The following is a 22,210-nucleotide window of genomic DNA, read 5'->3' as shown; positions in this document are numbered from 1 at the left end:
TTGATAGTTGAAGAAACTCATCGTTCTGTTTCTTGGGGCATATGCTTTTTTTTATCTTGGGCAAAAAGACCTTCTTCCTTCTATAGATCAAGTTAAAAATTTCTTAGCCTACCTTGATTCTCCGTTGAAAGAGGAATCACAGCTAGATCGTGCTCCGGGTTCACCACAGGTAACTAAACAGGAAACCGTTGAGGAACAGGAAGCAACATCGTCGGTTCCAACTAGAGCTACTGATGGAAAATATCAGGCTACTGAAATCCAAACATATCAGGTAACGGTTGAGGACGGGAAATTAGTGGTTTCAGGAAAGCCAACACCTTATGGAAAATACAATCAGGCAGATGGGGTCATTTTAAATATTCAAGAACAGCGGGCAGATAAGCAAACAACGATAAAGGTTCCTTTTAAAAAAGGGAAGATTCAGTATGAATATCCGCTTGCCTATACAGTTGGGGATGTGATCATCAATTTGGATGAGTATTATAACGGCAAAGAAGATGACCCTGAACGGGTTCTCGGTTATGCTGAATATCATTTAACGGATGGTGATCCCTATTTATTGCCAAGCTTTATGGTACAGAGCACAGACCCTGGTCTAGTAGCGCTCGCGCAAAACATAACCAATGGCAAAAAAACGGATGTAGAGAAATCTAAAGCGATTTTTTTCTGGGTAGCGAAAAATGTTGCTTATAATGCACCACTGGTTAATTCAACTAATCCACCTATGTATACTGCACTGCAAGCCTATCAATCTCGTAATGTTCTTTGTTCAGGATATGCGCATTTAAGTGCTGCGCTGCACCGTGCGGTTGGGATTAAAACAAAAGTCTCTTACGGTGAAAACCACGCATGGAATGAGGTCCTGCTAAATGGGGTCTGGCAGGCAGAAGACCCAACCTATGGCTCAGGGTTTATTAACGCGAATACCCAAAAATTTGTTCCTCATTATCAATCAGCGTATTTTTCGAAAACGGATAAACAAAAGGAAGGCGAATATCCGTGGTAATCGGATGCGCTCACAGCTATTAGTGAGAGATATCTAAACTAACAATTGGAAAAAGCCAAATCCATATATACAAGGATTTGGCTTTTTACGTTCTTATCATTTTTTGGACATGACTTTGTATTTTCTACATAAAATGTACAAGTTGATATTACCGTGTGGTAGGGGTGGCTTTATTGTTAAGTACTAGTATTTTAATTAGCTATATTATCTTGGGATTTACCTTAGCAGCACCAATTGGACCAGTGAATTCTGCTCGGTTGGATAAAGGGATAAAAAATGGTTTTTGGCATGCATGGATTGTGGGTGCTGGATCCATGATTGCAGATGGAGTTTTTATGCTTTTGGTTTATTTAGGAATGGTTCAATTTTTAGGGATTCCAGTTGTTCAAATCTTTCTTTGGTTATTCGGAGGGTTTGTATTAATTTACTCCGGAATTGAAAGTATTAAGAATGCAAATACCATCACTCTTTCGTATAGTAGACAGAAGGACTCGTTATTTAAGTGTTTTTTAACTGGATTCATTATGTCGATAACCAGTCCTTTATCTATTTTGTTTTGGTTGGGGATTTATGGATCGGTCTTGGCCAAAACGGCTCAAACAAATGGAACAGGGTCATTATTAATTTATAGTAGTATGATATTTCTTGGTCTTACTTTTTGGGATGTGTTTGTTGCAGCACTGACGACAGGGTTCCGAAAATTATTAAATGTGAAAAGTCTAATCGCTATTTCTATTGTATCCGGGGCATCGTTAATCGTATTTGGTTTATATTTTGGATATCAGGGAATCGACGCACTTTTGAGCGAGAGGTAAAGGTAGTATTTCCTAAAATATTTTATCTTTAAGGTTCTAATTGTGAATGTTTTTCTATCCTATGGTATATCATGGATGGAAAGACAGTCATTGAAAGGATTCAGGATAGACATGAATATCCTATTATCATTTATACATACGCTTTTAATTAGTTTTGTTGAGTTGGTTTATCTCTTCGGTGTCATCATGGCTGTAGGAGTGGTTTTAGGGATTTTGGAAAGGTATTCAAATTCGTTTCTTATAAGCGCGTTTGGCCCAAGAGGAGTGATGTTCACCGCATGGATTGGAACGCCTATTCATGAAATTGGTCATCTGATTCAGTGTTTTATTTGGGGACATCGAGTCACGAGGGTTAAATTACTGCAATTCAATAGTCCCACTGGTATCCTGGGTTTTGTGGAGCACCAATATAACCGGAACAGCTGGTATCAACAGGCAGGCAATTTTTTTATTGGACTTGGCCCCATTTTTAGTGGGATTGGTTCTTTAATTTTATGTATGTACCTCTTAGTCCCGGAAACCTACAAGGCTTTTGTAAAAGAGATCAAGCTGCACGTTACTTTAGAAAAAATTGATTTTACTTTTATACGGATTATAACAGGAGCAATTTTAGCTATAAGTAAGAACCTCTTTACCCTTGAAAATTTAATCAATCCGCTATTTTGGATTTTTTTAATAGTAGCGATTAGTATTTCTTCACATATTGCACTCAGTAAAGCGGATATTGAAGGAGCTGCAAAGGGACTCTTAACCATTTATTTCATTCTTTTATTGTTCAATGTTATCGCGGCTGTATTCAAACTCAATAGTTACGGAATGATTGTGAAAATTGCAGAGTTAAATGCGTATGTCCTTGCTTTTTCGGGTATTGCTTTATTTTTCTCTACTATTGCGTTAGTGGTGAGCATCGTTCTCTTTAATATAAAAAGGCAAATACGCTAGTAAAATTACAGGTGTTTCATAACTCATTAGAATGAGCACGAAATAAAAACGGCAAACTAAAACGTGGTTGAAAGATTGCCTCGTTTTAATAAACATACCTGGAGGGACAATTAGTAATGAATTCTAAGTATGCTGCATTATTTGAGTCGTTTACGTTTCGTAGTGGAGTCTCGTTAAAGAATCGGATTGTTATGGCACCTATGACAAATTTTTCATCCAACCAAGATGGAACGGTTACAGATGCAGAGGTTACCTACTATGCTAGGCGGTCTGGCGGAGTAGGGATGGTCATTACAGCTTGTACTTATGTGACCGCCAATGGGAAAGGATTTCAAGGAGAATTTGGCGGCGACCGTGATGAATTGATTCCGAGTCTACGGCAGCTGGCTTCAGGGATTAAAGACCAAGGCGCAAAAGCCATTCTGCAAATTTTCCACGGTGGACGGCAAGTACCACCTGAATTAGTTCCGAACGGTGATGTTGTTAGTGCAAGCTCTGTTCCATCTGAAGGTGCAGGGAAACCAGTTCCAAGGGAATTAACGGATCAGGAAGTAGAATCCATCATTAAGGACTTTGGTGAGACTACTCGTCGGGCAATTGAAGCTGGTTACGATGGGGTAGAAATTCACGGAGCAAACGGATACCTCATTCAACAATTTTTTTCTCCACATTCGAATCGCCGAGAAGATCGATGGGGAGGAAGTTTAGAGAAACGACTTACGTTCCCACTTGCTGTTGTCGATGAAGTAAAGAGAGTCGCAGCGGAACATGCAACCGGACCGTTTGTGATTGGCTATCGCTTCTCCCCTGAAGAGGCAGAAACACCTGGAATCACGATGGCAGATACATTGGTTTTAATTGATGCTTTAGCTAAAAAGAATCTTGATTATTTACACGTTTCCCTTCAGGATTTTTGGTCCAAGCCAAGACGTGGGGTGGACGATACTCGCTCTCGAATTGAAATTATTCAAGAACGTGTTGGTGATCAGGTTCCTGTTATTGGAGTGGGCTCGATTTATACCGTGGATGATGCCATACAAGCGATTCAGACGGGAGTGCCATTAATTGCATTAGGACGCGAAATCATTATTGATCCTGATTGGGTGCAAAAGGTATCGGATGGCAGGGAAGACGAAATTGTTACAAGAATAGATAAAGATAAGCAGCAGGAACTGGTTATCCCTGATCCACTCTGGCAAGCGATTATCCATTCACCAGGTTGGTTTCCGGGGATTGAATAAATTAACTAAGAAAGTATCCCAATCTTGGGATGCTTTTTTTGGTATAGCTTTATAAACTATCAGATAAATCTCCTCTCCTATCAACAAAAATAAAATAATAAGCATTATTGCTTTCATTAAAAAAATACTTTGGTCCGCACTTCGGGCAGGGTAAGCGGAAATAACAGAAACATTGTCATGTGGACTTTTTTTACATTTTTAATTTAGACTAGTTTGGCTGGAATTTCGGTGCGCCAGAAGAGGAATTCTACAAATAGAAGGACGAATTCTACAAAACTTCAAGTTATTCTACAAAATCACGGGTGAATTCTACAAAACTTGGTAATTACCTTCCAATTATTAAGGTATCAGAGGAAGATTGAGGATTATTCTACAAATTAAGAATGGAATTCTACAAAAAATTGATTTATTCAACAATATTGAAGTTGTATTCTACAAAACATGGAAAACAATTTCCAACTAACAATTGAGTGAGCAAAATCGAGCTCCAAAATGGGATCATCCACCATGCAAGAAGGTAGGGTATAACATCTTATTTTTTATCCAGAAGGGTATGAAAAATATGCCTTTTACAAAACTGAAGCTATAATAGTGGTATCGTTAAAAGTGGAGAGGACAGCATCATGAAATTTTTAGATCAAGCATTGGCTCAGGAAATAGTCGATCGAACGATGAAAATTATTAAGCGAAATATTAATGTCATGAATGATAAAGGGATTATTATTGGCTCAGGAGATCCAACTCGAATTGATTCCATTCATGAAGGGGCTCTGCTCGTCATTGAAAACCAAAAGGAATTTGAAATCGAGGAACACGATACAAAAGGGCTACATGGAGTGAAAGCAGGAATCAACCTTCCGATTAATTTTAATAATCAAGTTGTCGGCGTTATTGGAATCACTGGTAATCCTGAAGAAATTCGTAACTACGGGGAACTGGTAAAAATGGCAGCGGAAATGATTCTACAACAGGCCGTTTTAATCGATCAAATGCAGTGGGATGAACGATTGAAGGAAGAACTAATTAGCCAGCTTCTGCATGGAACGGAAAACCTCAATTCTCTCTATTTTGAAAGAGTTCGCCGCTTAGGAATCAATTTGGATATTCCGCGTCTTGCTGTGATTTTAACAACTAAGGACAGGGCAAAGGTATTCAAGACTATACGCGATCGATTGGATAAAGAAGATTTAATAGTCATGCACCCAGATTATTTGATTCTTCTTAAAAAAGTAACGAGCCAGAATGTTGGTCGGACTAGGATAGAACTTGAGAAATGGGCTGAAACAGCTAGGAAATATGTAGGGGTACAATGTAAACTTAGTATCGGCAACTATCATCCTGATTTAATAGGAATTGCTGATTCCTATCGTGAGGCTGTGGAAACTTCATTTGTTGGAGAGAGGATAGATCCGGTAAAAACTATATATTTTTATGATGATTATAAAATTCCTGTCATGCTAAAAAGAGCAAAGAATCTTGGAATTGGGGAAGAATTACAAAATTATTATCAATACCTAAAAGAGAATGATAAAAAAGGGGAATTGGTTGAAACGTTATTGGCGTTTATTGAGGAAAACGGGGATATACATACTATTACAGGAAAGTTATTCATTCATCGAAATACATTAAGGTATCGGCTGGATAAGATAACTGAAATAACAGGAAAGGACCCGAGAAAGATTAAGGATTTGCTCGAACTATACTTATCTGTTATTCAAGAGTTGATAAAGTAATTGTGCAAATGTACAAAAGACCTGATTGAAAAGGGTCTTTTTTTTGATGGTTCGCCCAATGAAAACGATGTAGCAAACGCTTACAATGAGTATACAGACAAACAAGGAGGGATTCATAAATGGATGCAAATATACAAGTAAGCGCTTTAGGTGCCATTTGTGCACTTGTAATAGCTATTATTTTAATTTTGATAAAGGTTTCTCCTGCCTATGGAATGATCGCTGGAGCGTTAATCGGCGGACTAATTGGTGGAGTAGATATTACTAATACCGTAACCTTAATGATGGAAGGTGCTAAAGGCATTATTCCAGCTGTACTACGAATCTTAGCCGCGGGTATTCTGGCCGGTGTATTAATTGAATCTGGTGCAGCCGCTGTTATTGCAGAGACGATCGTCAAAAAATTAGGTGAAACGAGGGCGTTACTTGCGCTAGCGGTAGCTACCTTGATTTTAACAGCTGTTGGAGTTTTCATCGATGTAGCCGTTATCACTGTATCACCTATTGCCCTTGCGATTGCGAAAAGAGCGGGCATTTCGAAAACTGCGATCTTGTTTGCTATGATTGGTGGCGGTAAGGCAGGTAACCTCATGTCACCAAACCCTAATGCCATTGCCGCATCGGATGCTTTTAAGGTTCCCTTGACATCCATTATGGCAGCAGGTATTATTCCTGCCATTGTTGGCTTAACCATTACTTATTTTATTGCGAAAAAGCTAGTGAAAAAAGGTTCAGCTATTAAAGACTTTGAAATTCAAACACACAATGGAGGAAAACTTCCGCTCTTTTTACCAGCGATCGTTGCTCCACTTATAACCATAATTTTATTAGCACTAAGACCACTGTTTGATATCAGCATTGACCCTATGATTGCTCTACCAATTGGAGGGATTATTGGGGCATTGGTAATGGGTAGAGGAAGAAAAATCAATGAGTATGCTGTTTCTGGCTTAGGAAAAATGTCAGGTGTTGCGATTATGTTACTTGGAACAGGAACCCTCGCAGGAATTATTGCTAATTCTGGTTTGAAGGACTTGTTAATCGAAGGTTTAAATGCACTTGGCCTTCCAGGATATGTACTTGCTCCAGTATCAGGTATCTTCATGTCAGCAGCAACTGCTTCAACTACTGCCGGAACAGCAGTGGCGAGCCAAGTGTTTAGTGGCACGATTTTAGGTATGGGTGTATCAGCTATTGCAGGTGCTGCTATGATTCATGCAGGTGCTACCGTATTAGATCACCTGCCACACGGAAGCTTTTTCCACGCAACTGGCGGAAGCGTAAACATGGAAATCAAAGAACGTTTGAAGGTTATTCCTTATGAGACGCTAGTAGGTTTAACTATGGCGATTATTTCGACCTTGATTTATGGTGTGTTTCACTTTTTCGGATAGATACATGAGCAAAAGAGGGGGGCAACACTCCTCTTTTTTAAATCATCCAATGTAATTGACAGGAGAGGGATCAAAATGAAGATAGTTATTGCACCTGATTCATTTAAAGAAAGCCTCTCAGCCCTTGAGGTAGCTGAGGCAATTGAAAAAGGCTTTAAATATCATTTTCCAAATGCAGAGTATGTAAAAATACCGATGGCAGACGGTGGAGAAGGGACTGTTCAATCTCTGGTTGATGCAACCGGTGGAGAAATTATCAACAAAACTGTCACGGGTCCTCTTGGAGAACCAGTTGAAGCGTTTTTCGGAATGCTTGGTAATAAACGTACGGCAGTGATAGAAATGGCGGCAGCCTCTGGTTTGCACCTAGTTCCAAGAGAGAAACGAAATCCGCTAATTACCACAACGAGAGGGACAGGTGAACTTATATCAGCTGCCCTTGATTATGGTGCCACTCATATCATTATTGGAATCGGTGGTAGTGCCACTAATGATGGTGGTGCAGGGATGGCTAAAGCCCTTGGTGTGGGATTATTCGATAAGGATGGTCAGGAAATCGGAGAAGGCGGAGGGGCACTAGGTAAATTGGCTTCGATCGACTTAGCTCAATTAAATTCACGTTTAGAGAATATTAAAATTGAGGTTGCTTGTGATGTAGATAATCCATTAACAGGAGAAAGAGGAGCTTCCGCTATTTTTGGTCCGCAAAAAGGAGCGACACCGGAAATGGTAGAACAATTGGATTGTAATCTTGACCACTATGCAGCCATTATTGAACGTGAGCTTGGAAAAAATATAAAAGATGTAGCAGGTGCTGGAGCCGCGGGTGGGCTTGGCGGAGGATTGTTAGCCTTCTTACCGTCCGTATTAAAACGTGGTGTCGACATCGTGATTGAGGCAACTTCTCTTCCCAAAGCGGTTGAAGATGCTGATTTGGTCATCACGGGTGAAGGGAAAATTGATCATCAAACCATTTTTGGAAAGACACCAATTGGCGTAGCAAAAACCGCAAAAAAGTATGATGTTCCTGTGATTGGAATTGCTGGAAACCTCGGAAAAGAGAGTCATGTTGTTCATGATTATGGAATAGATGCTATTTTTAGTATTGTTCCTGGTGTTGTGGTCCTAGAAGACGCCTTCGAACATGCATCAGAATACGTAGAAAGAACAGCTGTCAATATTGCAGCCATTTGGAAGATGAAAAAATAAATGTATGCCTACCTCTCGGAGTATAGCGATGGGTAGGCTTTTTTATTTCTAATGCTATATAATTGAAATAACAAACCAACTATTTAAAGGGGAAATGATGATGGGTGAAGAGAGATTCATTGAAGTAACTGGGGGGAAAGTATGGGTACAAGTATTTAATGAAGCTGCACCAGGTACGCCAGTTATTATTTTACATGGGGGCCCAGGATCTTCCTCCTATTCGCTTCAAGGACTGAAAGCACTAGCAGAGGATAGACCAGTTATCTTTTATGATCAACTAGGCTGTGGAAGGTCGGACAGACCAACAGATACCTCCCTTTGGCGTTTGGAACGCTTCGTGGAAGAATTAGGGCAAATAAGACAGGCCTTAAATATCGATGTGGTCCATATTCTCGGTCATTCCTGGGGAACCACTCTTGCTGCTGCCTATTGCTTAACACAGCCAAGCGGTGTAAAAAGTGTAATCTTTTCAAGCTCTTGTCTTAGTGCACCACTATGGGAACAGGACCAGAAGCGAAATCTACAAAAATTGCCTCTCAAGGTCCAAGAAACGATCAAACGATGTGAGGAAAATGGGACAACCGATTCGAAGGAATTCAAAGAGGCAACTGATGAATTTAACAAAAACTTTGTTTGCCGTTTAGATCCTTTTCCTGACTGGTTAAAGCAAGGCGCTCAATATAGAAATCCAGAAGTATACAATATCATGTGGGGGCCATCTGAATTTACAGTATTAGGAAACCTTAAAGAATTTGATTGTACCCCTCAATTAAAGGACATTTCGTGTCCAACCCTTTTTACATGCGGGCGCTTTGATGAAGCTACCCCAGAGTCTACTGAGTATTTTAGCAGTTTAACACCAAGTTCACGCTTCCATGTGTTTGAAAACAGTGCGCATATGCCATATGTTGAAGAGCCAGAAGAGTATTTGCAAGTAGTTGGAGAGTTTTTAATAGAGGTTGATTCGAACTAAATCGTTGGCGAGATCCATGGTCTCGCCATTTTTTTCGTAAACTCTAGAAATTTGTAACAATGTAGTGAAAAGCAGGGAAGAAAAAAGGAATATTACTAGTTTTGTCGAATGGTATAGGAAAATATATCTATATAAGAGGGAAAATATAATGAAAAGATTGGGCCAACTTATTCTCGTTTCCATTTCAATTTTATTTACCATCTATCAATATATTACCGAGAAGGATCCAATTTTTGAACTAGATTTCTTTCTCTTTACCTTTTTTGCCTGGTTTGTCGGATGGCAATATGATAAGTCACGTTATTATGCAAAAAGGGCACAGGCTGGAGAGATTAGTTATAAGAGATTAATTGATTCGTTGCCCGAACCCGTTTATATTACTAGGGATCATAGATTTCTTTATGTGAATAATGCGGCAGTAAGTATGCTTCGTGCTCAAAATAAAGATGAAATCATTGGAAGGTCCATTTTTGACTTCATTGTTCCTGAATATATGGATCGTTTATTAGAACGCTATAAGCAAATAAAGAAAGAGAAACAGCCAATCCACACGATTGAGTATAGAGCAAAGCGTATGGATGGTACCACATTCTTTTTTGAAGTATCTTCCCTTTCTATTGTTTTTGGTGAAAAAGCTGCCGTCCTATCGATTGGCAAGGATATTACGGAGAAAAAGGAAGAAACCGAGCGACTCCTTCAAAAGTCAGAAAAATTGGCTCTTCTTGGGCAAATGGCTGCAGGTATTGCACATGAAATTCGGAATCCTCTTACCTCTATTAAAGGGTTCATTCAGCTAATGAAAACTAGCACAAAAAACGATCAATACCTCGATATTGTTTTAACAGAACTTGACCGGATTAATTCAATCGTTGGAGAATTTCTTGTCCTTGCAAAACCAACGGCAGCGGTTTTTGTTGAACATAATATCATGTCATTATTAACTGATGTTATCACCTTAATTAACAACCAATCTATCTTGAATAATGTCCAAATTCTCACCGAGTTTAGTCCTGAACTTCCCAGCATCAGCTGTGAGGAAAATCAATTAAAACAGGTTTTCTTAAACCTTTTGAAAAATGCAATCGAAGCCATGCCGAAGGGTGGAACGATAAAGGTAATCGTAAAAGAAAAGCAGGAAGGGAAAATTTCAGTACAGATTAATGATACAGGCCTGGGAATACCTGAAGACCGAATTTCTACACTTGGAGAGCCTTTTTATACCACAAAAGAAAAGGGAACTGGACTTGGATTAATGACTTGTTTTAAGATTGTTGAAAATCACCATGGTACATTAAACATAACTAGCAAAGTTAATGAGGGAACTTGCATTGAAGTTCTTCTACCAACAATGACACAGCCATTATTAAAGCAGGAACCTGTCCATTCTTAAGAAGGTTATTTGGAAATAATATTCCATTGTCGTAACACAATCTAATACTATATGATTATCCTAACAGCTGGTCCTATATTACTAGTTTCGGAGGGATATTATTCGTTGAAGAAAATCATACTTTGTGTAGCAGTGTTCTCTTTATTTTTATCTGTATTTCCATTTGGTCACGGGTTTGCTGCAGTGCAGTCAGAACCAATTGTTAAGGTGAAATTGATTAACTTTTTAGGTAATAAATCAGAAATCACTCTCAAACCAAACGGTGACTATCAAACGAATGACCCAAATATCCTATTAAAATCTGGAAGCACCTATTTAATAAAATTAGAAAATGAAAAAATAGCACTATATAAAGATAATAATCTTTTAAATTCATATGATTCATTTTCGGCTAGTCCTATTCAAGCTAGTTCACAACTTTCCATAAATAGTCGTCTCTATTTAGGGAACTTTGATTTTATGATTGAAAACAAAAAATACATCCGCCCAATAAACTCTGTTTCAATGGAGAATTACTTAAAAGGCGTTGTTCCAATTGAAATGTATCCCTTTTGGAACATTGAAGCGTTAAAAACTCAAGCTGTAGCAGCAAGAACGTATGCGATGAGTTATATTACCCGCGGATTGATTGATGACACAATATTATATCAAGTATACGGTGGCTACATTTGGACACCTAATACAACTAGAGCAGTGGATGAAACGAAAGGCCAGGTTGCCCAGTATAATGGCCGTTTAATCGATGCTGTATATTCTGCAAGTAATGGCGGTCGGACTGAGAGTAACGCCAATGCGTGGGGAACAACTGCTGTCCCTTATTTGCCCATCAAACAAGATCCTTATGATCCAAAAACAAGTTGGAAATTTGCATTTCATCAAACACAAATAGATATTACCTCGTTAGACTTAACAAAACCATCAGAATGGTGGTCTTCAACAATAGAACTTGATCCAACCATATCCTCTAATATTAAGCTGTGGCTAACCAACAATGGTTATGCAAACAAAGAAATTAAAATTATTTCCATTCCTGAATTCTCACTTCATAATGTAGGTTCTGGTCAACGTGTCTCAAAAGGAAACATAGCAGTAGAGTTTTTTGTAAAAGATAAGGTAGATGAACTAGGTAATTTAATTACACAACGTATGTCGTTTTCAAATGTAAGTATATCTAAAGTACGGTCTATCATAGGTAATCGTATGATGCTTAGTTATTTAGTAAATGAAGTGAAATCAGAAAATGGTATGGTTACCGTTTCAGGTACAGGTGATGGCCATGGTGTGGGGATGAGTCAATGGGGTGCCCAAAACATGGCAGGAGCAGGAAAAAATTATCAAGAAATATTAAAGTTTTATTATCCAGGAATTGCTGTTACACAAATGTATGAAGGAAATACCCAAGCAATTGCAACAGAGCCAGGTTGGTTAAAAGAGCAAGACAAGTGGTATTACATTCAATCAAATGGGACGAAAGCAACCGGTTGGATAAAGGATGCTAGTAAGTGGTATTATCTTGGAACCAATGGTGTCATGTTAACTGGCTGGCAAAAAGTTAATGGCAAATGGTACTTTCTGAATTCAAATGGCGCAATGGCCACTGGGTGGATAAAATCCAACAATAAGTGGTACTATCTCTATTCCTCAGGTGCAATGGCTACCGGCTGGATAACCGATCGTGGGAAGAAATATTACTTATCCTCATCTGGTGCAATGGTTCAAAATAAGCAATACATTAACGGAAAATGGTACACCTTCCATTCGAGTGGTTATTTATTATAATTTTTTAGTGGTGCCTGATACCCAGCAGATTTTTTTGCTGGGTGTCAGGCACTTTTTTTTGGAAAAATATTGACTTTACTCTGATAAAGATTATAATAAAATTTAATTAATATTAATCCGATAAAACTAATGTGAATTATAGGTGAAGAGGGTGAAATGCAAATGTTTCTTCATATAGACCATGTGAACAAAGAATTTGGCAATCAATCTGCGACCAATACGGTCCTTTCAAATATTAATCTTGAAATTAAGGAAGGAGAGTTTGTCTCTATCCTTGGACCTTCCGGCTGTGGAAAATCAACATTATTGTCAATTGTGGCTGGTTTAACTAAGCCTTCTAGTGGTGAGGTATTTCTGAACGGTGAAAAAATTACTAAGCCAGGAAGAGACCGCGGGATGGTATTCCAACAAGCAGCGCTTTTTCCTTGGATGACAGTAGAAGAGAATGTAATGTTTGCTTTGCGTAAGGAAATGAAAAAGAAAGAGGCAAGGGAGGTTGCTCACCAGTACTTGAAAATGGTACAACTAAGCAACTATACGAAGCATTCCCCACATGAGTTATCTGGTGGAATGCAACAACGTGTATCCATTGCCAGAGCCTTATCAATGAATCCTAAGGTATTACTAATGGATGAACCGTTTGGAGCCCTTGACGAACAAACCAGATCAAGGCTTCATCTTGAATTAGAAAAAATATGGATTGAAACGAGAAAAACGATTTTGTTTGTAACGCATAGTATTCGTGAGTCTATCAAACTATCAGATAGAATCATTGTTATGGGAACACGACCAGGTGTGGTACTAGAAGATATTCAGGTGAAAATACCAAGGCCTCGAGAAAACCATACACAAATGGTAGCCAAATTAGAGGAAAAGATTATGAGTTTATTACAATCAGAGATTGATAAAGTGGTAAAAGAGGAATTAGCCTATGCAGCCAACAATTAAACGTATTATCTTCTTTGTAGCCTTAGTTGTGTTCTGGCAGGTGGGCGTATCTGTGAGTGGTGTTTCACCTTCTGTTATGCCGGCACCAACGGATGTCTTTGAAGCGTTAGTTAAGGGCTTTTCTGATAAAACGTTAATCTATGATATTTTAGCGAGCTTCCGCCGCTTATTCATTGGTTTAGGTATATCAATTGTTCTAGGCTTAGGTCTTGGCATTCTTTTAGCAAAAAATAAAACCGCGGATGAAACGTTAGGAACACTGATTTTAGCATTACAGAGTGTACCTAGTATTGTTTGGTTACCCATTGCAATCATGTGGTTCGGTCTGAATGAAACATCGGTCATTTTTATCGTAATCCTTGGTGCTACGCTCGTCATGACGATTAACATGAGAATAGGCATTAAAAATGTGCCGCCTCTTTATATACGAGCAGCACAAACGATGGGGTCTGGTGGGTTCGACCTCTTTACTGGAGTGATTTTTCCAGCCTCTGTCCCTTACGCCGTAACAGGTGCAAGACTTGGTTGGGCATTTGCCTGGCGTGCACTTATGGCGGGGGAAATCCTAAGCACAGGACCTGGATTAGGGTATACCCTGAAATACGCTTCAGATTTTGGAAACATGAGTATGGTTATTGCCATTATGATTATCATTGGTGTCATTGGCACTGTGGTTGATATTGTTTTCTTCCAACGAGTGGAACAAAATGTCATTCGCCGTTGGGGTTTAGAAACAACAAATTAAGGGGGAACTAGAGAGATGAAGAAACAGACTGCGATTATTAGCTTATTATTCCTACTTCTAATGGGGGCATTAGCTGGATGTGGGACAGACCAAGCAAGTTCAGGATCAGGTAAAGAAGAGAAAAAGGTCGTTATAGGCTATTTCCCTAATATTGACCATGCACCTGCCATGATTGCACGTGAAAAAGGCTACTATGAAAAAGAATTAGGGGATGGCGTTAAAGTGGAATACAAGACGTTCCCTGATGGCGGTGCCTTTATGACGGCACTAAAAACTGGAGAGATTGATGCAGGTTTAGTTGGTCCAGGGCCTGTTATGAATAACTTCACAAATGGCGCTGACGTAAAAATTATTGCAGGAGCATCTTCAGGTGGTACTGCGATTGTTGCAAGCAAGAAAAGTGGCGTAAATTCTGTGGAGGATTTCAATGGTAAAACTTTTATTACTCCAGGCGTAGGTTGTACGCATGATGTTCAAATGGAGACTTTCCTACAAGATTTCGGTATTTCTTCTGCTCGAATTGGTGGTACACTAAAGCATGTAACTGGAAATCCAGCACAATATGCGGCTATGTTTGAATCAGGGAAAGTGGATATCGCGGCTGTTCCTGAGCCATGGGCTTCACAGTTAGTAAAAGAAGCTGGTGCTAAAATTATCGTTGACAGCAAAAAGATCTCATTTGGAACAACATTACCGAATACAATTCTCGTATCAAGCGGCAAGAAAATTAAAGCGGACAAAGACCTTATTCAAAAGATCGTAGATGCACAAAATGAGGCGATTGCTTTTATCAAAAATAATCCTGATGAAGCAAAAGAAATTACTATTAAGAGCATTAAAGAGACTACAAAACAAGAACTAGATAAGGCTATTGTTGATGGTGCTTGGGAAAATATCCGATTTACAACTGATGTCAATAAGGATGTCATCCAAGACTTCGCTAACTCTTCTGTTGAGCTTAAGTTCTTGAAGGAAAAACCAGATTTTGCGTCATTAATTGATTCACAATTCATTAACTAATAACGAATGAAAGGTGCTGGTGTCATTTGACTCGGCACCTTTTTGTGAAAAAGGGTGGTTTTCGTTGAAACGTGTATTTTTTCTTCTCCTTTCCGTAATGGTTCTATCTGCTTGCTCTAGGGAAGAAAAGAAGGTGGAGAATGATTTTCCACTTCATATGAAAGTAGGCAATTTCGAAGGGATTAACCAAGATGGAGAGACGTTTTCTTTTTCTAAATTAAAGGGAAAAGTGTGGGTAGCTGACTTTATGTTTACCAATTGCGATACGGTCTGCTCTCCTATGACGGCAAACATGGCCGAATTGCAGCGTCAATTAGCTGATGAAGATGTAGATGCCCAGCTTGTTTCTTTTAGTATAGACCCTGAAAATGATCAACCAGGGGTATTAAAGGAATATGCAAGTGGGGTAGGTGCTGATTTTTCGAATTGGGACCTTGTTACAGGGTATAAACAGGAGTTCATTGAGAGCTTTGCAAATAAATCTTTTATGGCTGCTGCGGCTAAAATGGAAGGTTCGAATCAATTTGTGCATAGTACTTCCTTTTATTTAGTAGATGAAAAGGGGATTGTTGTACAAAAATACGAAGGGGTATCGGAACCGCCGTATGAGCAGATTGTGAATGATATAAAATCGATACAATAAAATAGTTATTCATAATAATGTTATGTTAACTGATATGCAAACTTATGGGGCCATTTAGGAAAAAAATGGCCCCGTTTTTGTGCGACGGGCAGTCGTACCTTTGCTTAATACAAGCATGAATTTACTGTTAAAGGTTGGGTTATGTTACTTCGGTAATAACAGACCCCGAATCCTGGAAGGTTTATTCTCTCGGAGGTGTAAGTCCTCCCGTAGGCATACTGGTAGAACCTACGAAGACTAATCTAGGGCATTACTGTGAGGTAGTGTTTGAAGGAGATGCGGTAAATCGAGAGACCCGTAGTCGGATGAGCAGACCCAAATGCGAAAGCGTGAAGCACATACGGCAGGATAAGTCGGCGACCGTGCGAAAATAACGGGAAGCCCGAACTTTAAAGCTTCTTAGCCAAAGAACCAGTCGACTAAGGAGGGCTTATCAAGTGATGGTGCTGGGTATGTTCAGAAGGAAAGTGCGATGACCCCGTGAGGTCTCCACTTTAACTTTAGGTGTTGATATATAAGGGAAATCCGAAGTTATCAATACAAGTGGAGAAGTCAGACGCCCTCATAGTACGGAAGTAAGATTGCGACCAAACGTAATCTGAACGGAAGGGGGAGCGACCTCGTGGCTCTACATTTATAAAAGTGTGTAATGATAACAGTATACGTTACCTCGGTAAAAACGTACTGGAAGTGCACAATGAAAGGTGTGGAATAAGCATTGAATCAAGAACTAAAGTTCAAATGGCACAGTGTATATGGACAAATTCTCTTCGATAGAAAGCTAAAAACAGCTTGGGAAAAGGTTAAGAGCAATAATGGGGCTGGAGGTATAGATGGAGAAACAGTCACAAGTTACGCAAGTAACGAAGAAAAGAATCTCAAGCAGTTACTCCAGAAATTAAGACTTAAAGAGTACACCCCGTCACCAGTACGAAGAAAATATATTCCCAAAAAGAACGGAAAACTTCGTCCACTGGGGATACCAAATATTGAAGACCGTATCGTTCAGCAAGCTGTGGTTAATGTACTTGAACCTAAATGTGAAGAACTCATTTTCCATAAATGGTCATGCGGCTATCGTCCAAATCTTGGAGCTAAAAGAGTAATGCAAATCATTACTTGGAATATCGAGAGTGGTTACAATTATATTTACGATTGTGATATTAAGGGATTCTTTGACAATATTCCTCATAAAAAGTTAATGAAGATACTTAATAAATATATAGCTGATGGAACTATACTCGATCTAATTTGGAAATGGCTTAAAGCGGGCTACATGGAAGAAGGAAAGTATCACAAAGTAGACTCAGGAACCCCGCAAGGGGGTGTGATTTCACCATTACTTGCGAATCTCTTTCTAAATGAACTTGATTGGGAACTTGAAACCCATGGAATTCACTTCGTCAGATATGCCGATGATTTCCTCTTATTTGCCAAAACAAAAGAGGAAATTGTGCGTGCAGAATCAATAACAAAACAAAAGCTAGCTGAATTAGGGCTTGAGATCTCCATCGAGAAAACGAAAATCGTCGATTTTAACCATGATGATTTTGATTTCCTTGGATTCACTTTTGAGCACTGGAGGAAAAGGAAGAGAGATGGAAAACCATACTACATAGCTAAACCAAAGGATTCTACATGGAAAGACTTTCGCCAAAAGATAAAGGATAAAACAATGAAATCCCTAACTTTTAGCAAAGAAATGTGGGTTGAACGTGTGAATCAAGTAATACGGGGAAAAGTAAATTACTTTTTAACACTTTGGAATGCGATAAACGAGAATAAAAAGTATGGAAGAGAATTTTCATGTTTCTTCAACGTTTTCAGAGATAACTTATTAGCCATAGATAGCTATATAAGAAGAAGACTAAGAGTAGCAATGATACATGACCATCCAAGTCAAAACAAAGGGCATAAGATGAAAACAAAATGGGGAATAGAGTTCTTTGCGAGGATTGGATTAGTTCCAGCATTTCAATATTATTATGGAAAGCAATATGGACATACCATTGAGGACTACATTCAGTACATGAAGGTAAAACAAGAAAAGAAATATAAAAGAAAACTACAAAGAGCCAAAGAACGTGGAGAGGTTTACTTCACAGCCAAAAGAGTCCAAATGATTAACTGTGCACAGGGTAAAACAAGGTATTCAATGTAACATGTTGGTAAGCCGTATGCCTTAATAGGGCACGTGCGGTTTGATAAGGGGGAAGCCTCGTGAGAGGTTTCCCTACTTTATTATTTAAGTATCTCCCTAAACTCTTTCCCTTTTTGAACATAGTGTTCACTGGACATTTGCAGCATCTGCAGGTCCTTTTCTGTTAGTTCTCTGACGACTTTACCTGGCGATCCTAGAACGAGGGAGCGGGGCGGTATTTTAATTCCTCCTGCGAGCAAAGTATTGGCTCCAATTATACATTCTTCGCCAACCTCGACGTTGTCCAATAACGTGGAACCCATTCCTATTATCGAACGTTTCCCAATTTTACATCCATGTAAAATAACGTTGTGACCAACCGTTACATCATCTTCAATGATAACTGGGAACCCCTCGTACAGGTGAATGGTCGAGTTGTCTTGGATACTGCATCTCTCTCCAACGATAATTGGTCCATCATCCCCCCTAAGTACAGCATTAAACCAAACCGTTGATTCTTTTCCAATCTGAACATTCCCAATGATATACGCTCCAGGTGCAACAAAGACAGAAGCATGAACAGTAGGAGAAACTCCATTATACGGGATCATCATTTCAATCACTCCTATAAATTTCAGAATAATCTTACATCTAAATGAAATTATACCATTTAAAGTGGCAGGTATGGCTCAATTATGCCTAAGTAAATTGTAAGCGCTTCATAATTTACAAAATAGTAAAAATAATCAAAAAACATTGACAGTGATTTTTTTCGGTGGTAACCTTATAAAAAATTAATCTTGAATCTATGAAGAGAAGAGTAGGATTTGCACCTTGTTTCACAGAGAGTCGGCGTTTGCTGGGAGCCGATAACAGGGCGATCTGAAGATCATCTCAGAGATGTTTAGCTGAACAGTCCAAGTAGGCTACACCGGTTTGTCCGCCGTTATGATGGAACACGTACAAGGATTTGTACGTTGATCGAGAGCCGCAGCTTCTTTTTGAACTTGCGGAAGTAGGGTGGTATCGCGAGTTAACTCGTCCCTATATTATGGGACGGGTTTTTTGTTGTTTTTAGACAATAGATATCTGTAACATACATGAATTTATTTGGGAAGGAACGTGGAAAATGAATCAACAGGTCGATAAAAAAGCGTTTAATGTGGAGGACATCATTATTGCCAGTCATACCATCAAGGATGTGATTTCACCAACTCCATTGCAATATAATCATTTACTTTCTGAGCGGTATGACTGCCATGTGTATTTAAAGCGGGAAGATTTACAAAGTGTCCGCTCATTTAAAATTCGTGGCGCATATAACCGTATTAAAAAATTGAGTGGGGAAGAACTTCAAAACGGGATTATTTGTGCAAGTGCAGGAAATCATGCACAGGGTGTTGCTTACTCCTGCCATCTGTTAAAAATCAACGGAAAAATCTTTATGCCGAGTACGACGCCTAAGCAGAAGGTGAACCAGGTAAAGTTTTGGGGAAAGGATAGTGTGGAGATTGTCCTTGTGGGGGATACCTTTGATGATGCTTATGAAAAAGCTATAGAATGTAGCCGGAATGAGAACCGTACATTTATTCACCCTTTTGATGATTATGATGTGATTGCCGGTCAAGGAACCGTTGCTGTTGAATTGTTAAATGATTGTCCTGAAAAGATTGATTATCTGTTTGCGGCAATCGGTGGCGGTGGCCTCCTTGCCGGAGTGGGTACGTACTTAAGACACTACTCCCCTCAAACACAATTAATCGGCGTCGAACCTCAAGGTGCACCAGGGATGAAGGAATCCATTTTAAAGGGAGAAGTAACGAAGCTCCAAGAAATTGATCCATTTGTCGATGGTGCTGCAGTAAAAACAGTTGGTACAAAAACTTTTACTATTTGTAAGGAAATTGTGGACGATATTACGGTCGTTCCAGAAGGTAAGGTGTGTACGACGCTTTTGTCCCTCTATAATGAAAATGCCATTGTCGTTGAACCAACCGGTGCGCTTTCCGTTGCAGCTCTAGATACATATGCAGATCAAATAAAGGGGAAAACAGTGGTTTGTATCGTAAGTGGCGGCAACAATGATATTGGCAGGATGCAGGAAATTAAAGAGCGCTCAAAGCTATACGAAGGACTGCAGCATTATTTTATTGTTCAGTTTCCACAGCGCCCTGGTGCCCTACGGGAATTCCTATTTGATGTACTTGGACCGAATGACGATATCAGCCATTTTGAGTATACGAAAAAGAACAATAGGGAAACTGGACCTGCCTTGGTAGGGATTGAACTGAAGGATAAAGAAGATTACTTCCCATTAATTGAACGGATTAAAACAAAAGGCTTCTTCTATAGAGAAGTTAATAAAGATAGTACGTTGTTTCAGATGCTGGTATAGCTGTAAGAGGACCTCCGCGTTAAGTGGAAAGGTCCTTTTTCCATTTTTATCCGAATAAATCTACCTAATTAAAGGAATAAAATGATATTATTTTCTTGGGGAGGTGGGTTATTTGCAGAAACATCAATATAATCATATTTATATCATAGCCTTTTGGAGTTCAACCATATTTGCATTAACAGGTGTATTATATGGAATCAGCATGGGGGTATTGCTAAGTAATTATAGTATCCCTGATTATACAAATTTGAAAGAATTTCTAGAGCAGGTTGATCGTAATTTTATTAATTTTTATTCATTCAGCCAATTATTTGCATTTATATCTAGCCTAATTTTTATTGTTTTATTATGTACGATTTATGAAACCACTAATGATCGGTGCAAGGTTTATGCACGATTATCTATTAGCTTTGGCTTACTGTTTACTCTATTGGCCTGCATCAATTATTTTATTCAGTTTAGTATTGTTAGACTTAGTGTTAACAGTGGAAAAATTGCAAATCTAGATGCATTTGTTCAATTCAATCCCTTATCATTTGCCTCTGCTATTAATATGCTTGGTTGGAGTCTATTTTTAGGATTATCTGTCTTTTTTCTTGCTATTCTTTTTCAAGGAAATCGTTTATCACTAGCAATTAGAATGTCTTTTTATCTGACCAGTGTTTGTTGTCTTTGTGGGTTTGTCGGCTTTGTATTCGATTTCCCCGTACTGTTATTTATTTTTCAGATGGGTATGACTCTAGGTCTGACCATTGGTGCGATCTTACTAGCTATTTTTTTCAGAAAGATACGTAGGATAGAGAAATGGAAGAATACTGACACACTCTCACTTTAATATTTTTGCAGTCATGATACTTAACAAATGTCATTTTTAAGGTATAATATTATCTGTGTATGAATCAGTATGTTTTTTGTGCTGAATTCGATAAATAGAAATTATCATGAACTGCTAATTATTATACTGTAACGGTACTGTTAGTATAATAAATTTGTGTGGATCAAAGTGGAAAGAGAGTGTTCATAATGGGTCGTAAGTGGAACAATATTAAAGAAAAGAAAGCGTCAAAAGATGCAAATACGAGTCGTATCTATGCAAAATTTGGTGTGGAAATCTATGTAGCTGCGAAGCAAGGGGAGCCAAATCCAGAATCAAATCAGTCATTACGATTTGTACTTGAGCGGGCTAAAACCTACAATGTACCGAAACACATTATCGACCGTGCGATTGATAAAGCAAAAGGTGGTTCTGAAGAAAGCTATACTGAACTTCGTTATGAGGGCTTTGGACCAAACGGATCCATGGTCATTGTTGATGCCTTAACTAATAACGTAAACCGTACTGCTTCTGACGTCCGTGCTGCATTTGGTAAAAATGGCGGGAACATGGGTGTCAGTGGTTCTGTTGCCTATATGTTTGATGCTACTGCTGTTATCGGTGTCGAAGGTAAGTCCTCTGATGATGTGCTTGAACTTTTAATGGAAGCAGACGTAGACGTCCGTGACATTATCGAAGAAGAAGATTCTGTCATTGTTTATGCTGAACCAGATCAGTTCCATGCAGTTCAAGAAGCATTTAGAAATGCTGGAATTACGGAGTTTACTGTGGCTGAGCTTACTATGCTTGCACAAAATGATGTAACCCTTCCTGAAGATGCGCAAGCTAAATTTGAAAAAATGATTGATGCACTTGAAGATTTAGATGATGTTCAACAAGTGTACCACAATGTGGACTTAGGCGAATAATAAATAGACAGACCTCCTTGGAAGGTCTGTTTTCTTTTAAAATAAATGAATAAAATGGCTGTTCCGATTAACAATAAAAACAGTGTTATTTTTT

Annotated in this window: 19 protein-coding genes and 1 other annotated feature; of the genes, 18 read left to right on the top strand and 1 reads right to left on the bottom strand. The window is 38.8% G+C overall.

The window, feature by feature from the left end:
* The first annotated feature begins 7 nt into the window (after nucleotides 1-7).
* The 15 genes from QFZ87_RS15315 to ltrA all read left to right on the top strand — a co-directional run bounded on the left by QFZ87_RS15315 (nucleotide 8) and on the right by ltrA (nucleotide 17,999).
* On the top strand, nucleotides 8-1,006 hold the full coding sequence (locus tag QFZ87_RS15315) for a transglutaminase domain-containing protein (RefSeq protein ID WP_309862890.1): 999 nt from the start codon (nucleotides 8-10) through the stop codon (nucleotides 1,004-1,006).
* Between the two features lie 173 nt (nucleotides 1,007-1,179).
* Nucleotides 1,180-1,821, top strand: a complete 642-nt coding sequence (locus QFZ87_RS15310) for a LysE family transporter (RefSeq protein WP_309862887.1) — start codon at nucleotides 1,180-1,182, stop codon at nucleotides 1,819-1,821.
* Between the two features lie 111 nt (nucleotides 1,822-1,932).
* Nucleotides 1,933-2,763, top strand: a complete 831-nt coding sequence (locus QFZ87_RS15305; RefSeq protein WP_309862883.1) for a hypothetical protein — start codon at nucleotides 1,933-1,935, stop codon at nucleotides 2,761-2,763.
* Between the two features lie 116 nt (nucleotides 2,764-2,879).
* Nucleotides 2,880-4,004, top strand: coding sequence for an NADH-dependent flavin oxidoreductase (locus QFZ87_RS15300; protein ID WP_309862881.1), 1,125 nt, complete (start codon nucleotides 2,880-2,882; stop codon nucleotides 4,002-4,004).
* Nucleotides 4,005-4,627: 623 nt separating this feature from the next.
* Complete coding sequence (locus QFZ87_RS15295; RefSeq protein WP_309862878.1) at nucleotides 4,628-5,737, top strand: sugar diacid recognition domain-containing protein; 1,110 nt, start codon at nucleotides 4,628-4,630, stop codon at nucleotides 5,735-5,737.
* Nucleotides 5,738-5,856: 119 nt separating this feature from the next.
* A complete protein-coding gene (locus tag QFZ87_RS15290; RefSeq protein ID WP_309862875.1) occupies nucleotides 5,857-7,131 on the top strand; it encodes a GntP family permease in 1,275 nt (424 codons plus the stop codon).
* Nucleotides 7,132-7,206: 75 nt separating this feature from the next.
* Nucleotides 7,207-8,340, top strand: a complete 1,134-nt coding sequence (locus QFZ87_RS15285; protein ID WP_309862872.1) for a glycerate kinase — start codon at nucleotides 7,207-7,209, stop codon at nucleotides 8,338-8,340.
* A gap of 97 nt (nucleotides 8,341-8,437) precedes the next feature.
* On the top strand, nucleotides 8,438-9,313 hold the full coding sequence (locus QFZ87_RS15280) for a proline iminopeptidase-family hydrolase (RefSeq protein WP_309867902.1): 876 nt from the start codon (nucleotides 8,438-8,440) through the stop codon (nucleotides 9,311-9,313).
* Nucleotides 9,314-9,461: 148 nt separating this feature from the next.
* Entirely contained in the window at nucleotides 9,462-10,703 is a 1,242-nt protein-coding gene (locus QFZ87_RS15275; RefSeq protein ID WP_309862870.1) for an ATP-binding protein, read from the top strand.
* A gap of 51 nt (nucleotides 10,704-10,754) precedes the next feature.
* On the top strand, nucleotides 10,755-12,482 hold the full coding sequence (locus QFZ87_RS15270; RefSeq protein WP_309862867.1) for a SpoIID/LytB domain-containing protein: 1,728 nt from the start codon (nucleotides 10,755-10,757) through the stop codon (nucleotides 12,480-12,482).
* A gap of 162 nt (nucleotides 12,483-12,644) precedes the next feature.
* Complete coding sequence (locus QFZ87_RS15265) at nucleotides 12,645-13,430, top strand: ABC transporter ATP-binding protein (RefSeq protein WP_309862864.1); 786 nt, start codon at nucleotides 12,645-12,647, stop codon at nucleotides 13,428-13,430.
* Nucleotides 13,414-14,175 (top strand): ABC transporter permease, encoded by a 762-nt coding sequence (locus tag QFZ87_RS15260; protein WP_309862861.1) that lies wholly within the window; start codon nucleotides 13,414-13,416, stop codon nucleotides 14,173-14,175. The genes QFZ87_RS15265 and QFZ87_RS15260 overlap by 17 nt, the downstream gene beginning before the upstream one ends.
* A 15-nt stretch (nucleotides 14,176-14,190) precedes the next feature.
* Entirely contained in the window at nucleotides 14,191-15,195 is a 1,005-nt protein-coding gene (locus QFZ87_RS15255; RefSeq protein WP_309862860.1) for an aliphatic sulfonate ABC transporter substrate-binding protein, read from the top strand.
* A 64-nt stretch (nucleotides 15,196-15,259) separates the two neighbouring features.
* Nucleotides 15,260-15,838 (top strand): SCO family protein, encoded by a 579-nt coding sequence (locus QFZ87_RS15250; RefSeq protein WP_309862858.1) that lies wholly within the window; start codon nucleotides 15,260-15,262, stop codon nucleotides 15,836-15,838.
* A 718-nt stretch (nucleotides 15,839-16,556) separates the two neighbouring features.
* Entirely contained in the window at nucleotides 16,557-17,999 is a 1,443-nt protein-coding gene (ltrA, locus tag QFZ87_RS15245) for a group II intron reverse transcriptase/maturase (protein WP_309861704.1), read from the top strand.
* Nucleotides 18,000-18,079: 80 nt separating this feature from the next.
* Here ltrA and QFZ87_RS15240 read toward each other — a convergent pair whose 3' ends face one another.
* Complete coding sequence (locus QFZ87_RS15240) at nucleotides 18,080-18,592, bottom strand: gamma carbonic anhydrase family protein (RefSeq protein WP_309862856.1); 513 nt, start codon at nucleotides 18,590-18,592, stop codon at nucleotides 18,080-18,082.
* Nucleotides 18,593-18,777: 185 nt separating this feature from the next.
* Nucleotides 18,778-19,027, top strand: a binding site (T-box leader).
* A gap of 80 nt (nucleotides 19,028-19,107) precedes the next feature.
* Between QFZ87_RS15240 and ilvA the strand changes: the two genes are divergently transcribed.
* The 3 genes from ilvA (at nucleotide 19,108) to QFZ87_RS15225 (ending at nucleotide 22,116) form a co-directional block, all read left to right on the top strand.
* A complete protein-coding gene (ilvA, locus tag QFZ87_RS15235) occupies nucleotides 19,108-20,373 on the top strand; it encodes a threonine ammonia-lyase IlvA (protein WP_309862855.1) in 1,266 nt (421 codons plus the stop codon).
* A 112-nt stretch (nucleotides 20,374-20,485) separates the two neighbouring features.
* A complete protein-coding gene (locus QFZ87_RS15230; RefSeq protein WP_309862852.1) occupies nucleotides 20,486-21,208 on the top strand; it encodes a hypothetical protein in 723 nt (240 codons plus the stop codon).
* A 188-nt stretch (nucleotides 21,209-21,396) separates the two neighbouring features.
* Complete coding sequence (locus tag QFZ87_RS15225; protein WP_309862850.1) at nucleotides 21,397-22,116, top strand: YebC/PmpR family DNA-binding transcriptional regulator; 720 nt, start codon at nucleotides 21,397-21,399, stop codon at nucleotides 22,114-22,116.
* The last annotated feature ends 94 nt before the right edge of the window (nucleotides 22,117-22,210 follow it).

It is taken from the genome of Bacillus sp. SLBN-46 (genome assembly GCF_031453555.1).
Taxonomy (GTDB): Bacteria; Bacillota; Bacilli; order Bacillales; family Cytobacillaceae; genus Neobacillus.
The sequence above is the reverse complement of the archived record's forward strand: the minus strand, read 5'-3'. Positions and strand labels throughout refer to the sequence as shown.

Coding starts and splice junctions, on each gene's coding strand:
- QFZ87_RS15275 (WP_309862870.1), top strand. CDS start 9,462: ATGAAAAGATTGGGCCAACTTATTCTCGTTTCCATTTCAATTTTATTT.
- QFZ87_RS15265 (WP_309862864.1), top strand. CDS start 12,645: ATGTTTCTTCATATAGACCATGTGAACAAAGAATTTGGCAATCAATCT.
- QFZ87_RS15225 (WP_309862850.1), top strand. CDS start 21,397: ATGGGTCGTAAGTGGAACAATATTAAAGAAAAGAAAGCGTCAAAAGAT.
- QFZ87_RS15270 (WP_309862867.1), top strand. CDS start 10,755: ATGATTATCCTAACAGCTGGTCCTATATTACTAGTTTCGGAGGGATAT.
- QFZ87_RS15300 (WP_309862881.1), top strand. CDS start 2,880: ATGAATTCTAAGTATGCTGCATTATTTGAGTCGTTTACGTTTCGTAGT.
- QFZ87_RS15295 (WP_309862878.1), top strand. CDS start 4,628: ATGAAATTTTTAGATCAAGCATTGGCTCAGGAAATAGTCGATCGAACG.
- QFZ87_RS15285 (WP_309862872.1), top strand. CDS start 7,207: ATGAAGATAGTTATTGCACCTGATTCATTTAAAGAAAGCCTCTCAGCC.
- QFZ87_RS15240 (WP_309862856.1), bottom strand. CDS start 18,592: ATGATGATCCCGTATAATGGAGTTTCTCCTACTGTTCATGCTTCTGTC.
- QFZ87_RS15280 (WP_309867902.1), top strand. CDS start 8,438: ATGATGGGTGAAGAGAGATTCATTGAAGTAACTGGGGGGAAAGTATGG.
- QFZ87_RS15260 (WP_309862861.1), top strand. CDS start 13,414: ATGCAGCCAACAATTAAACGTATTATCTTCTTTGTAGCCTTAGTTGTG.
- QFZ87_RS15255 (WP_309862860.1), top strand. CDS start 14,191: ATGAAGAAACAGACTGCGATTATTAGCTTATTATTCCTACTTCTAATG.
- ilvA (WP_309862855.1), top strand. CDS start 19,108: ATGAATCAACAGGTCGATAAAAAAGCGTTTAATGTGGAGGACATCATT.
- QFZ87_RS15305 (WP_309862883.1), top strand. CDS start 1,933: ATGAATATCCTATTATCATTTATACATACGCTTTTAATTAGTTTTGTT.
- QFZ87_RS15290 (WP_309862875.1), top strand. CDS start 5,857: ATGGATGCAAATATACAAGTAAGCGCTTTAGGTGCCATTTGTGCACTT.